Genomic DNA, 14435 nt, shown 5'->3' with positions numbered 1-14435 from the left:
ATACAAATAGATGTTAATTTGCTGCAATTTTCTTTCACCCATTGGGTGAAAGAATGGTTTTGGCTTAACGATTATAAATACTTGCTTAAAGGGTTATATGAGTAGATTGCACGTAGAATCTAGGTATTATTAAAGATCCAACTATACTTAAAACAAGTCCAATCTTTGTTATTTTAATGCGTCCGAACCTATCACCAAAGCCTCCGATTACAACTATAAAAATGCCAGAAAATAAGGCTGCGGCACTTACTGCAATATTGCTCGCATTAACATCAATACCCAGATCTACGCGAATAGTCGTTGCTATGTTCAAAATGGTTTGAGCGAATAATCCGAAGGTGATAACAGCTAAAAATATACCTAACAGTAGCCTGTCATTGCCCTGATAATTTTGGCTGGGTATATTATTGTTTTTCATTAAATTAGTCTCCCTATATCATTGTCAGATCAATGTGCTTCTTTAAAAAGTCTTCTGTGATTTTTAGAGCACTGACAACATCCTCTAAATGGCAGATTTCAACCGGAGAGTGTGAATATCTTCTCGGAATGGCCAATGATACAATTGCCATTCCATTACCAGCATACAGACACTTCGCGCCATCAGTTAGATACGCGGCGCCAATAAAAGCAAATTCTTGAAATTTCGAGTTCGTGGTCACCGCTGAAGCTCTAACAGCTTCTACTAGCTTAGGATGGCTTGTGGCATAGCTGAGAGCATTTAAGTAAGCCTGAGATAAGATGATCACTGGGCCTTTATTTAAGGCAATAGGAAGTTCTTTAACCGAATCACAGTCAGGCACATCACCCGCTGGCACTGTATCAATAAAGAGGCCATAATCAGGTTTCAAATAGTTTACCGCAGCTGAAACTGCGCTGACCGTAGTCTCTTCCAGAATTCCAAATACCGCGAATATTTCTCCTTGAATATCCTCGGTTTTAAGTTCTATCATAGCCTCAATAAGAATTGCGCAACCAATCCTGTCATCTAATGCTCGCCCACATAAATAGTCCGTATCAGCCATTTCCTGGCATGGAGACTCAGGCACAATTTGTGATCCGGTTCTGATCCCAAGGGCCTCTGCGTCTTCTCTTGATCTAACACAAATATCCACGTAGGATTGTTTGATGGATTGCGGTTTTGCCATTTCTTCCGGAGTCAGCATATGAGCTGATCGTGTTCCTATGACACCAGGCACCGCACCCTGATCGCCCTTAACCCAAACTCTCCTGCCCGGCATACAAGCTTCAGAAGCAAGGCCAACCTTTCCAAAATACAAAAATCCATTAGGTGTTATAGTCGTTACAGCATATCCTACCTCATCCATATGAGCGCTGACCAGCACACGTGGTCCAGGCTTTGTACCCTTTTTTCTCGCTACTAATATTCCGCAATTCATCATCTCAACGGAATCCACATGGTCTTTAAGTTCGTTTTTTATGTATTTGGCCACATCCCACTCATAACCGCTTAAACCAATAATCGACGTCAGTTCTTTAAGTCGTTTTCTCAGTTGTTCCTTCACGAAATAGACCTCCTTAAAGTCATTGTTCTGATCAGATCCGCGGTGAGATTCACTCATCAGTTTCAATGAACTTATACCCAATTCAATATTTGTTGACTTATGATTTTTAAGTGTTTTAAGTTTTCTTTGTCCCCTCTTACACGCATAGCAACATCATTCAATGAATGAAATGACAGTAAATAACAATGACCATCGGCAGAGGTCTTCTGAGTTTCTCCCTGCAAGTGAACGACGCTCAATCATTAGCGTCCGACAGCCAGGAGACGAACCCAGAAATTTTTGCCGATGGTCATTTTCATCAAGGCGGAAGATGGTGTCAGATACCTTTTTCCACCTACATTCTGAAACTGGGTGTCAGACACCCAGTTTCACAAATTAAAACCCAAGGTCAACCAGCTCTGACCCATCCAGGTTCATCATGCGGTACTGCCCTATGTTATTATCAAAAAAGATAATTTTGTCCCCCAGGAAATGAACCCACACAAAATTGCCCGGACCAATCAGGACCTCTTTGCCGGTGCCATCCAGGCGCGTCCGGATCAGGCCCTCCTCTTCCATGCCATTGAAATAATAAAGCCAATCCTCGTAAACCCCGGCAATCGTTGCCAACGCCTGGTTGTCAAGGAGTGTGTCTTCACTTCCGTCCGTCTTCATCTTGCGAAGCTGGTATTCAAAAGTGTTTGGATCCTCAAGGCTGAAGTAAATCCAGCCGCCTTCAACTGCCATAGTGAGAAATCTGGTGTCTGACAATTTGGTTCTGCTGGAACCATCCGTCTTCACTTTATAGATCCCTTCCTTGATGAAGAAATCCTCACCCGTCAATGAGTAATAAAGCCAGTCCCCTGACAGGTTTAATCCCCTGGCGGCGTCTTCACTCAGCAGGGTCAAGTCTGTGCCGTCGATTTTTACCTTGTAAAGACGATTCTGGTCAGAAGCATTTATGAAATACATCCACTCATCCCGCACAATCAGCTCCGAGCAGGAGGCGTCGAGGATGAGGCCGTAGCCGGTGCCGTCCGTTTTAACCCTGGCCAGACTGTTATAAAAACCGCCGTCTATGAAATACAGCCAGTCCCCTACCAGATTGAGACGCATTGCTGCCTTTTCAATCACACTCTCTTGGTCGCCGCCATCCAGTTTCATCTTCTTGACTGGACCTGTAAAAGTGTCTGTATTGTAGTAAACCCAGTCACCCTGGACCACGAATTTCGACTCGCCGTTCAAATTCGCGTTGACGGTTCCCAGGCCTCGAACGATTCCCGCGCCCTCAAGTTGTGGATCCGGCAGCACCAGTTCGACGCTGTAAGCCTTTTCCAGACCTGTCCCATCGAGTTTGACGCGATACGGCCTTCCGCCCTCACTCCGGCTCATGAAATAAATCCAGTCCCCGGCAATTTGGATCCCGGTGCCGCCGGATTCAGTCAGCTGCTTAGGGGCGCTGCCATCCAGCCCGCTGCTGAAGATCAGCCCCTGATCTGCAGTCTGGTAATAAAGCGTCCCCTCGTGAATATTGATATAGGACACCCCAACGTCAGTCAGCGCCGTCTTTTCCATGCCGTCCGGCTTAATCCTGTACAGCAGATCACTGCCGCTCTCCGCGGTATAGTACACCCAGCCATCCTGGATTATAGCGTTGCTGCCAACGGGTTCAACCAATAGTAGATCCTCGCTGCCATCCGTACGGACTTTGCGGAGCTGATTCTTCGACTCGCCGGTTGCCGGGTCAGTCGAGACGCTTATGTAATAGAGCCATTGATCCTCAAAAGTCTGTTTGTAAGTCGCGAGGTCATTCAGTTTTTTTAGCGCGCTGCCATCCGTCTTCATTCTGTAGAGGGTGCTGCCGTCTGCTTTATTGGAAAAGTAAATAGCGTCGCCTGCAACAAGGGTGTTAGCAAAAATGTCAATGCTGGCTGTCCCGATCTGCTGCTTCTCAGTACCGTCCGGTTTCATCCTATAGAGGTAACCGTCGAAATTCTCTTGCATTTGGGCGTAGTAAAGCCAACCATCGGCAAAACTCAGTCCCATGACGGACGACTCGTTCATGGTCGTCTTCTCAGAGCCGTCCGGCTTCATTTTGGTGAGCGTATAATCCTTCATTGTATCCGAATAAAAAATCCAGCCCTCCGCCTCGACGTACATAGCGCTGTTATTGTAATTGCCATTGGTGTTGCCCAGAACAACTTCGGTTGTTTCAGTCGATTTGGAACAGGCTGAAAGCGCAAAAACAAAAAACACAAAAAAAGTAATTATGCCGATGGTCCTCTTCATCCCACACATCACCCTTCTCACAACCAGTGGTAACTTGTCAATGTGACAATACTAATTCCAATATCTTTATACCCAGAAGTTGGCAAAGGTTGACATAATGTGTAAACAGGAGATGCGGGAGGAAGCATCAGACTATAGATGAAGGAATTTTTTTTCATTCTTTTGCTTCAATATTGTTTAAATAACCGCGCACACCCGTGACTTCAGTCGTGGGTGGTTCAATAAACAACCCTAAAAGTCATAAACACCACCAAGTCAGTTTCTCGAAATTCATAATTATTAGCTTCTGCCTCTTCCTTAAAAAATTTCAAGTGCCCGGCTCTCCAATAGGCGAGAGAACCATCACCCTCTCCTTCAACGCTTGCATCCTCTTCCGTAATCTCATTAAAAGGAACCACTTTTACATTTGTCACTTCAATAATACAGGCTGCTGTCCCGTCGTAATAGGTAACTATGTTCAAATCTTTTTCTTTAGGCAGAGGCTCGTTGTCCAGCTCATAGGATTTCTTCAAGCTTGCGGTAGCTCTTTTAATCCCACGTATAGTTAAATCAGCAAGTTCATTTGCGTCGGACTCATTGTTGCAGAAATGCCATGCTTCATAAGTCTTATTTGATGCCTTGAACGACTCACCACAGTTCTTTATGTATTCAGCCCACATAGTTTCAACCGTCATTAACATTCCCCTCCAAATTTCGAAACAAGTGATTTATCTTACTCGATTTTCCCGTCAGCGCGCCTAATAAACTGTGAGGGCAACCCATGACTTGAAAACATAAGCGGTGAAAGCGAATACGCGTAGCTTCCTGCATTGCTTACAGCGATCAGATCCCCAATCTCAGCCGCTTTCACTTCAATATTTTCTCCCAGGACATCCAGAGCGGTACAAAGGTTTCCAACTATAGTGACAAACTCCCTCGTAGACGCATTATTCAACACCTCAAAGGAAAACGCGTGATTGGAGGTATAGAGCGGTTCTTGACCCGGAAGATCCGCGCCACCGGCGTTCTTCTGCAGGAGATTCGCAAGCGCCGGCCGCAGAAAGCCATTCATGCCATGCTGCACAATCAGATACTTCTTCCCTTTGGAGTGCTTGATATCCACAATTCTGGTGTAAAACGTTCCTGCATTGCTGGTCACGAAGCGGCCGGTCTCGATATACAGTCTGGCGCCCAGCGTGTTTTGATTTTCAAGGATCATGCCGTCCAGCATGTTAGATAACCTCACGAGATCTACAGGTGCATCCAAACTCGCATCATAGACCGCCCCAATCCCACTCCCGAAATTTATATATTCCACAGAAGTATTGGGCAGCTTGCTGATCCTCTTTGCAATATCAAAGCATTTCAGATAATAGCGTCCAAGTTTTTCAAAATTCAACACCTGCGATTTAATATGGATATGAATCCCCGAAACCCTAACGCTGGTGCACGCCCCCAGCATGAGTTCCAGCGCCTCGACCTGCTCAATATCCATCCCAAATTTGCTCGGCACCCCTGAATCGCTGTCCATTGAAAAGTCCGGATTTATACGAATCCCAATTTTTATCACTTGCTGCCTTCGCTTAGCTTCCTCATCAATTTTGGCAATCTCAGACAGACTGTCTGCAATCAGCACGCATTTTTCAAAGCACTGGGCCAGATCCGATTCGGTTTTGCCTGGAGTTGAATAATAGATGTTTTCCGGTGAAATCCCGTTTTGGATAGATAATTCAACCTCTTGAGCGGATGCAGCATCGGCACCAAATCCCACCTGCCCCACACACTCAATCACCGCGGGAAAAGGATTGGTCTTTATAGAATACAGGAAGTCAAACGCAGCAAGCGATTCTTTCAATTTGCGGCACTGGGCTCTGATTTGTCCTTCATCATAAATATAACAAGACGCGTGCTCTTTAACGAACTGCAACTCGTTCATAAGCTGATCTCCTCGCCAGTTTTGGCTTGATTTTTTTCTGCCGATGGTTCCCATTCCCCACTCCCCGCCCCCAAACAGCAATCGCCTTCAATGTCCAATCAACTTCGCCAAATACTTAGACCGGATCTGTTCATTGGCCAGCAGTTGTTTAGCAGGCGGCATGGTTAAAATGGCTGAAAGGATCGAAGCCAAAACACGGTGTGAGGCCAGCGCGTCGTTATCAAAAATCAAATTTGGCAGCATGCCTTTGTCAATCGCCGTGAGGACTACCCGGTGCACCGTATTCACCGGTGTCATCACCCTGCGTTCCCGCCTTGCGAGCTCCAGCGCCCCAAAATGACAATTCCGCACACAAATACCACATCCCAGACACATCTCTTCTTTCAAACTCAAGAGCTCTGGACTTTTCTCCTGGTCCCAGTACAGTGCGTCAACAGGGCACACCTGAACGCATTTTCCACAGCGCGTACAGCTCTCATGGCTGATTTGCGGCAGATAATTTGTGGTGGCCATAGTCAGCGTTGTGCCAAACTTCTTCGCCGCCAGCAGTGCTTCACAGCAACAGCCGCAGCAATTGCAGATAAACGACACCTCATTTCGAACATTCTCACCGACCTGAACCAAATTGTGGGCATAAGCCTGATTCAGCAGCGCCAGACATTCCTCCGACGTAATGCGCTTCGCATAACCTGATCGAATCAGCGAATCTGCTACGTTGCCAAAGGTCATACAGATCTCCATAGGTGCGTCGCACTGCTTCCCCATGTGAGACATCTTGTGGCGGCAATAACAGACGCCCACCCCAATATGGTCCGCGCCTTTAATGACCTCTGTGGCGCGCTCATAATCCATAATTTCCAGCATCTCCGGCTGAGACAACGCAGGTTCGTTGACAAAAGCCCGGACAATTTTGGTGTCGGTCTCAAAGAACAGCGCTCTAATGAAATCCTCTTCAACGTTCATATATTGGTAAAGCAATTGCCCAAGGCTGTGCTGATCAATGTCCTCCCGGATCCGCATCATGGAAAACTCAATAAAGCCTGCCATAGGCGGCGGCAAGATATAATGGGTGGTCTCCCCCTTGAGGATGTCCACCAACAGAGCCCGTCTGGCCAGGCTGTCCAGGATATCAGTCGCTTCCTGGACAGGCATTTCCCAGCGCTTGGCTGCAGTTTCGGCGGTAAACGCTCGAATGGGCAGCTTTGAGACCAGTTCCGCTTCCCTTTCATCCAGCAATAGGCCCAAAATTTTGTACAACGTTTCTGAAGGCGGTGCTCCCAGAGGAAATTTGTTTAAACGCGCTACAAGATTTTCATAACCGTTTTTTGCAGTGAGATGGCCCATGATTGCCTCCTTCAGTGCGTCTATTTTCAAAGCAAAGTGATCACATTATGATTTTTTATAGGATTAACATCAACAACACTTCAATTATGCCGGGGCCGCCAAGAACAAAGATCATCAAAGACTTCCTCTGCCGATGGTTCTGAGTCCCCACTCCTCCACCATTATATCAAAATTAATGGAAGTCGCGTCTCTTTTACACCCATTGTTCAACCTCTGATTCTCCATAGAAAAAGCCTCGGTCATATCAAGCCGAGGCTTTTTCGTCAGTCGTTGGAACTCGTCAAATTATTTATTGGTAGTCGCAAAAGTAAAACTTTCAATCATAAAGTCCGTTCCCGTTCTCCAAATTTCAACCTTGTAAGTCGTTGGTTTCTTCAGCGTCATAAAGTTCGTGATATACAACAGATCCGGCTCAATTCTGTAATCTGTTGATTTCGTACCAAAGGTCGAAACCTGAAGAGGTGTCACGAGATTTTTAGTGTCAAAGATTTTAATGGCAAGTTCTTCATTGTAGACAAAAGGCATTTCCGGATCCGCAGCTTCGACCACGTTGAGGCTGAATTTGATTGGCATGGTGCGTCCGGCTTTGTAACTGGCTGAGGATGGAAGCATGGTCATAGTAGCCCAGTTTCGGATTGAAACATCCGTCATAACGCTCCAGCCCTCATTCGAGTGAGAATCCACTGCTTTCGCCCGTATGCCATAGTAGTCGTCCGGAAGCCTCAGGGTATCAAAATGAAGTTCCCACTTGCCTGTGTCACTATTTCGGACTGCTGGCATAGCCTCAAATTCGGAATCGATGACATTGCCGCTCGAATCGCGGACATAGAACCATACCTCATCCACACCACTGGCATCTGTAGCCTCAGCAATGAAGGTCACACCATCTTGAAGGGCTCTGTCTTGGATTGGGACTTCAATAGTAACTACAGGCGGTGTCCAATCGGTGACAAATCTCAAACGGTTTTCAATTTGAGGCGAAATTGTGCCCCTGGCTTTAATATAGTCAATCACAGCGTCACGGGCATAGTACTGGGTCACGTCGGTGACTTGAGCAAGCGGCCAGAGGCTTAGACCTGCGTCATGGAAGTTGACATTACCCATAGCCAGATAATTAACTGTGGCCACACTGTAATAAGTATCTGGATCTTCAAAATCCACTTCCTGTCCATTCACTTTAAGTGAAAGCACGTGATTAACTTCAGGGTCATAGCTTACCGGGTATTCGTCATGATAGACTATTTCTCCACCCACGCTGATATCCAGCATCCCAGTCGCATAATAAGCATAGCCGCCGTAACCTGGTACATATTTGTAATAGTAATAGTTTCGATAGGATCGCTCAAGAACCTCTTTCAATTGAGGACCATTCATCTGCATAACAACAAAGGAATTTTCATATGGCATGAGACTGAAGAGATCAGACACTTTCAGCTCAGCCGGTGTGCTTGGTGTTGCACTATTAGCAATCTTACGGTTGCTCATGGCGCCGCCAAGGAAGAAGTCAACCGCTATGCCTTCTGCGTTTAGTTTCGCAACAGCAGCATCCGCCTGAAGATTTGCGGCGTTGGTTTCTTGAGTGAAGGCGGTCAAGGCATCAATCGGCACGGTAGTCGCTCCTATACTGTCATCAATGTAATCATTTAACAGTAACAGATATGGATTAAGAAGCGTGACCAGTTCAGAATCTTCCGGAGTGGACAGACTAATGCTGTGAAATCTGCCCGCGCGACTGACAACTTCATAGCTGCCTGAATTTTCCCTGAGGCCAAGAATGACTTCACCCAAGGTGTTGTTATAACGGTAAGCCTGATGGACCATGACTGGTGAGTTGTTTGGCCCGCTGACCAGTGCAGGCAAATACTTGTAGTCTCCGCCACCGATTTCAGGATTGGTATGGCTGTGGCCGCCAATAATGACATCCAGACCGCTGACCGTTTCTGCCATAAGGAGATCCGTATTTTCATCCACTTCTGCATTCGCGTGGCTGTTGAACCCAAGATGTGTCAACGCGATCAGGACATCATTGCCGGATCTGAGACCATCGGCTAAATCCTGTGCCGTTTGAAGGGGCTCTGAGAAGGTGATCCCGTCAATATTGCCCGGAAGCTCATAGTTAGGTACTTGATGATTGGTAATGCCCAAAATTGCGACATGAATGTCATCAAGCGTCTTTTCAGCATATGGCGCTACCGGGATTGAGTCTAAGCCATAACTACCGGAGTCAGACACATTAGCGCCCAGTATTGGAAACTCTGCTTGTTGCATAATACTGGTTGTGACCAGGCTGCCAAAATTAAACTCATGCTCACCAAGGGTCATTGCATCATAGCCAATGGCATTCATGGCGGCCATCATTGGGTGCGTGGTCAGTTCAACAGATAGCGCGGTACCATCTGCAGAGTACCCAAGTGGAGCTGTTCGGAAGAAATACATCAAAGAATCGCCCTGGAGATTGTCTCCCGCATTGAGCAGCAGAGTCCTGTTTGGGTTGTGTTCCCGCTGCTGACGAATCAGCGATGCGAGTTGTGTATAGCCCACATAGCTGCCTTTGGTTAAATTACCATGGGCGTCGTTGTGGTGGAGAATAGTCAGAGGCTTGATGCTGCCGCCCAAATTGTCGCCATCCCGAGTTATACGGCCGTCCAAACTTTCATTGTAAGGACTGGTTTCCGGATAAGCATAACTGCTCCAGTGGACAACGGCATTCAGCATATCACCCCAATAGGTAATATTTTTCATGTACTTGAAGGCCATAAAACCGTCCCCACCGCTTGGGGCAAGGAACTCGTTTGTTGCGACGCGATAAGTCTGATCCAGTACAATAGGTTCAAAAATACCGCTGCTGTGATTTCTTATTTCGACGTCAAAGGCCCCCCAAGCCCAAGGCTGAGGACCCGGTTTGCTGTCTGTGTAACTATAAAATGCATATTCTGCCCCAGAAGTGTGCAGGGCACCTTTAAACAGCGTCGCACTCTGATTAAGCAGATCTAAAATTTGAGCGCCAGTCATTTCTCCTACCACAATACTATTTCCAAATGGAAGGACGCTGAATAAATCTCCATAGGAAATGGCATGCGGATAAGTGGCATATTCCAAATCTGCTCTTTCACTGCCTGGATTATTTAAGACGAGATCCACATCATTTCCAGTTTCAACGTCTGAATTAAGGTCATTGTAAACAGCATCACAAATGAAGCTGCCCATTAGAGAATCTCCGTTGTAATTTCGCATCACTGGAACATTGGTGTACCCAACAGACTGATTGATCAGAGTGAGATAGCTCGGATCCGTGGCAAATCCGTTGACCAAAGTATTAATGGTTGAATCGGTATCTACTGTTGTGTCAATTGTGAGACTGCTCCAAGTCACACTAACCGTCCCACCAGGCATAGCAGTGACATCAGCCCGCCCAACGCGGCGGCCGTTGTAATAAGCTTGAGCTATGGTCGTATCTCCTACTTTCGTCGCGGCTGTCAGATTGGTGTGGCTGTGGCCGCCCAGAATCAAATCCGCTGGCTTGCCGGCAACAATTAGTTTCTGAGCCAGAGTTTTATCGCCGTAAACATCTTCACCTATGCCGTAGCCACCATCGTTAAAGCCTAAGTGGCTCAGAACTACTATAACGTCTGCTTCAGCGGCCATGCTGTCGTAGTAGTGCAAAATGGCTTCCGCAGGGTCCTTAAATGTCAGACCGACCGTCAAGTGAGCGTTCAGTACGGCGGTTTCCTGAGTAGTAACACCAATAATGGCGACTTTTGCTTTTTCTGTGAAACCAACTGTTTTAATGATGTAAGGCACTACACCTCCTGGCGGTGTCCAGCCGTCAGGTCCATCAGTTACTATGTTGGCACTGAGAAATGGAAATGTCGCAGCGCTGATACGATCCGCCAGTATAGTCTGTCCCCAGTCGTAGTCATGATTGCCTATGGTCATAGCATCATAACCCATGGCGTTGAAAACCGGGATCACAGGATACCCTTTTTGAATATTGGTGAGCAGACTGCCCTGCATGGCGTCTCCGGCATCTAGCAGCAGAACACTATCTGCACCCCGGTCTGTGACGATCTCGTTGACTACATTGGCGATCCTGGCCGCGCCTGGATTGGTACCCTCAGGCACAAGCTGGCCATGAAAATCATTGGTATGAAGAATGGTAAATGTGACGGGATTAGAAAGGCTTGCTTCCACACGGTTTTCAAGGGTAAAAGCGTTGAATGTTGTCACTAAGGCAACAATGGTTGCTAAGCTGAAAAGAATTTTAAGGCTAAACCTTGGCCGTGACATTGAACTGCACCTCCTGTTGTTGCTTTATTCAGTTTGTCTGACAATGATAGTCAGTGATTCTGTAACTCGTCCTTGTGTTGAACGACTTTTAAGATACGAAGAGCAAATGTCGCAATGGTACACATTTAGAAATCAAAACTCATATTTTCCACAGATGATTTAATTAGTAAGATTCCCCCTTTATAAATGAAAAAACCGGCCAAAAGGCCGGTTTCGCTATTCACTCCTACGGGATAAGCGTCCAAATACATCCCTGAAATCATCGCGTCCCAATAAATTGCATATGAGTAATATGCTTTTATACATGTTAATTAATACCCGAACTAGCATTATGTAAACCTATGCATGCAATTCAATCTGGCATTTAATTTTAATTGAGTAACGAATCATTTCAACACGCCATCAAGAAACGAAAAGACTTTATCCAGATTTTCCTGTGAAGTGAATTCCTCAGTCCCATGGCCTGCCCCTTCCAGCAATTCAATTGTTACTTTTGATTCGCCAATGACACCCTTCAGCTGCGCTGCGAAATCAATGGATTGCTGGGAAGGCACATTTGCATCAGCCGTACCATGTTGAATTAAGAAATGTGGCGCCGTGTCTGCTGCCATAGTATTTACATATGTACCCGGATTTGATTTTTGTGTCAGCTCAGGATCATTGGAAATAAGCTGGCCAATATACTGACTCTCTGGCGAGGTTTCACTTGTCGTCTGCCCAAATTTCGGTGTAATGCCTGCTGCTGCAAACTGTTCATCCATTTTAAGAAAATCCAGGGGACCAAACCAGTCGACGACGGCTTGAACAGCCGAGCCATATTCAAGGTTTTCCTGATTGTCGTTCACCTGGATGATCTCATTTCCTGTTGTCCCCAACATTGCGGCAAGGTTTCCGCCTGCGCTGTCACCCCATACGGCAATTTTATCCGGGTTCAAATTATAGGTTGAAGCATTTGCTTTAATGAATCTGATTGCTGCCTTACAGTCATTGACCGCCGCAGGAAAGATCGCTTCACCAGAAAGTCGGTAATTCAGGCTGACGACTGCGTACCCGTGATTGACGCCCTGCAGCATTGCTGCGACATCTCCGCCGGTTGCGCTTCCCATTTTGAACGCTCCGCCGTGAATCGCGACAATAATAGGAAACGGCCCGTCCCCTTCATTTGGCAAATAGATATTTAATGTTTGCGACTCCGAAATACTGCCATATGGAACTTCTTGATATTGAGTCTTAATTGCAGAGGTATCAACACTGGAATTGCCAAGACCTCCGTTCATCCCCGTGGGAGCTGCTTCCGCCGCGCCCGGTGTCTCAGAACTTATCTCAGCATTCGCTGCAGCATCTACACCCTCTGTGGAATTACTTGAAGAACATGCGGCTAAACTAAAAATCAAAGCAAGAACCAACGCGAGTACATAAATCTTTTTCATGTGCAATCTTCCTTTCCATTGTTCTACCGTTTTCTACTTACGAGAATAAGTATAAGTTCAAAATGTGGCAGAACAATGGCACAAAAGTGTAAGATCTCGCACATTACTCAAACTAAACTTTCTAAAGCCTAAGCCCTTCTAACCGTAAAACTGAAAGTAGTCCCAGCTTCAGGATCACTGTTAACCCAGATCTTTTCACCAAGTCCTTGAAGGATCTCTTTTGCAATTGAAAGTCCAAGTCCGCTCCCGTTCTTATTTTGCGGCACTTCTCCTTTGTAGAACCGCTCAAAGATATGGGGCAGCATTTCTTTTTCTATACCTATGCCATTGTCCGAGACCTTAAACTCAACATGTTTGGGATAAATCTCAGCATCAATAACAACCCTGCCATTTTCACCTATGAATTTGGAGGCATTGTCAACGAGAATATTGAAGATCTGTAAAATCCGTTCTCTGTCTGAATACAGTTCAGGCAGCAGCAGCGCCTTTTCTGAGACTTCAAACTTGTTATTCATATCTTCAAGGACAACAGAATATTTTTCATAAAGCGCCAGTAGTAAGGCTTTGCTGTCAAAAGCCGCCTTCTCAAAATTCATTCTTCCATTTTGAATTCTGGCGAGTTCCAGCATATCTGAAATAAGTCTTTGAAGATGACTGCTTTCCGTTAAGATAATCCCGTAATACCGCGTTCTTGTTTCTTCATCCTGAATAATATTGTCAATTAAGGTTTCTGTAAGGGCCTTGATTGAAGCGACAGGTGATTTTAACTCATGACTGACATTGGCTATGTAATCTTTGCGCGTTTGTTCAAGGCCTGTGAGTTCTTTGAAATAGAGGTTTAAAAATGTTCCAATCAGCAAAACACCAATAACGAGGGTGACAAAAAATATGAGAAAAAATCCATTTAGAATCGCATTAAAGTCACTTGCCGGCTTTAACAGAAATGCAGCACCTTTGACGACCTGATCCTTAACAATTGGCGCGCCAATCACAATAGACTCCACAGACTGATTACCTATTTTCACCAGCAAAGCCACTTCATTGCCCGCTGTTACCTTTGGAATCAGGTGCACCAAGCTTTTAGAAATTTCATCATCTTTTACAATGAGGCCGGATTGATCGTCCTCATCAAATAAATTGATTTCAACACCGAACACATCATAGGCCTTCAAAACAAAATCTGTATTTCTTGTAAAACTGAAATTCCCATCTGCAATCTCACTTGTGATGACATTTAATTGAGGCGACATCTCTTTAATTTTGTAGTCAATAAAAAATGATTTTATCGCAGTCGTTCCTAAAAACCAGCAAAATATATACACCAGAAGAATCAGAAAAAATACCGTTTTCTTGTCTGAAAGCAGCCTTCTCATGAGCCCACCTCAAGCTTGTAGCCTATACTGTATACGGATTTAATTTCAAAGTTTAATCCTGAAGCCGGCAGTTTCTTTCGCAGTCTTTTGATCAATGTGTCCACCGCTCTTGTGTCTCCTAAATAGTCATAGCCCCAGACTTGATTCAGGATTTGTTCCCGCGTTAACACCTTGTTTTTGTTTCTCGATAAGTAGATTACCTAGATTCTACGTGCAATCTACTCATATAACCCTTTAAGCAAGTATTTATAATCGTTAAGCCAAAACCATTCTTTCACCCAATGGGTGAAAGAAA

The 14435-nt window shown here is 45.6% G+C and carries 10 protein-coding genes; all 10 read right to left on the bottom strand.

Annotation, left to right across the window (positions count from 1 at the left end; all coding sequences use genetic code 11):
- Positions 1–85: 85 nt before the first annotated feature.
- Positions 86–418: an MFS transporter gene (locus OEL90_RS14750; protein WP_300689828.1), complete on the bottom strand. Its 333-nt coding sequence runs from the start codon at positions 416–418 to the stop codon at positions 86–88.
- A 13-nt stretch (positions 419–431) separates the two neighbouring features.
- On the bottom strand, positions 432–1523 hold the full coding sequence (locus tag OEL90_RS14745) for a M42 family metallopeptidase (protein WP_291402323.1): 1092 nt from the start codon (positions 1521–1523) through the stop codon (positions 432–434).
- 375 nt (positions 1524–1898) lie between these two features.
- Entirely contained in the window at positions 1899–3791 is a 1893-nt protein-coding gene (locus OEL90_RS14740; RefSeq protein WP_300689825.1) for a DUF5050 domain-containing protein, read from the bottom strand.
- A gap of 218 nt (positions 3792–4009) precedes the next feature.
- Positions 4010–4465, bottom strand: coding sequence for an ASCH domain-containing protein (locus tag OEL90_RS14735; RefSeq protein WP_291400547.1), 456 nt, complete (start codon positions 4463–4465; stop codon positions 4010–4012).
- A gap of 38 nt (positions 4466–4503) precedes the next feature.
- Positions 4504–5706 (bottom strand): diaminopimelate decarboxylase family protein, encoded by a 1203-nt coding sequence (locus OEL90_RS14730; protein ID WP_300689823.1) that lies wholly within the window; start codon positions 5704–5706, stop codon positions 4504–4506.
- Positions 5707–5793: 87 nt separating this feature from the next.
- A complete protein-coding gene (locus OEL90_RS14725) occupies positions 5794–7050 on the bottom strand; it encodes a 4Fe-4S dicluster domain-containing protein (RefSeq protein WP_291401434.1) in 1257 nt (418 codons plus the stop codon).
- Positions 7051–7335: 285 nt separating this feature from the next.
- Positions 7336–11337 (bottom strand): 5'-nucleotidase C-terminal domain-containing protein, encoded by a 4002-nt coding sequence (locus OEL90_RS14720; protein WP_300689820.1) that lies wholly within the window; start codon positions 11335–11337, stop codon positions 7336–7338.
- A 386-nt stretch (positions 11338–11723) separates the two neighbouring features.
- Positions 11724–12767: an alpha/beta hydrolase fold domain-containing protein gene (locus OEL90_RS14715; RefSeq protein WP_300689819.1), complete on the bottom strand. Its 1044-nt coding sequence runs from the start codon at positions 12765–12767 to the stop codon at positions 11724–11726.
- A 128-nt stretch (positions 12768–12895) separates the two neighbouring features.
- Positions 12896–14140, bottom strand: coding sequence for a sensor histidine kinase (locus OEL90_RS14710; protein ID WP_300689817.1), 1245 nt, complete (start codon positions 14138–14140; stop codon positions 12896–12898).
- Positions 14137–14337, bottom strand: a complete 201-nt coding sequence (locus OEL90_RS15250; protein WP_300689830.1) for a winged helix-turn-helix domain-containing protein — start codon at positions 14335–14337, stop codon at positions 14137–14139. The genes OEL90_RS14710 and OEL90_RS15250 overlap by 4 nt, the downstream gene beginning before the upstream one ends.
- Positions 14338–14435 lie beyond the last annotated feature (98 nt).

It is taken from the genome of Acidaminobacter sp. (assembly GCF_030247605.1).
GTDB lineage: Bacteria > Bacillota > Clostridia > Peptostreptococcales > Acidaminobacteraceae > Acidaminobacter.
This window is presented reverse-complemented; position numbering and strand designations above follow the sequence as displayed.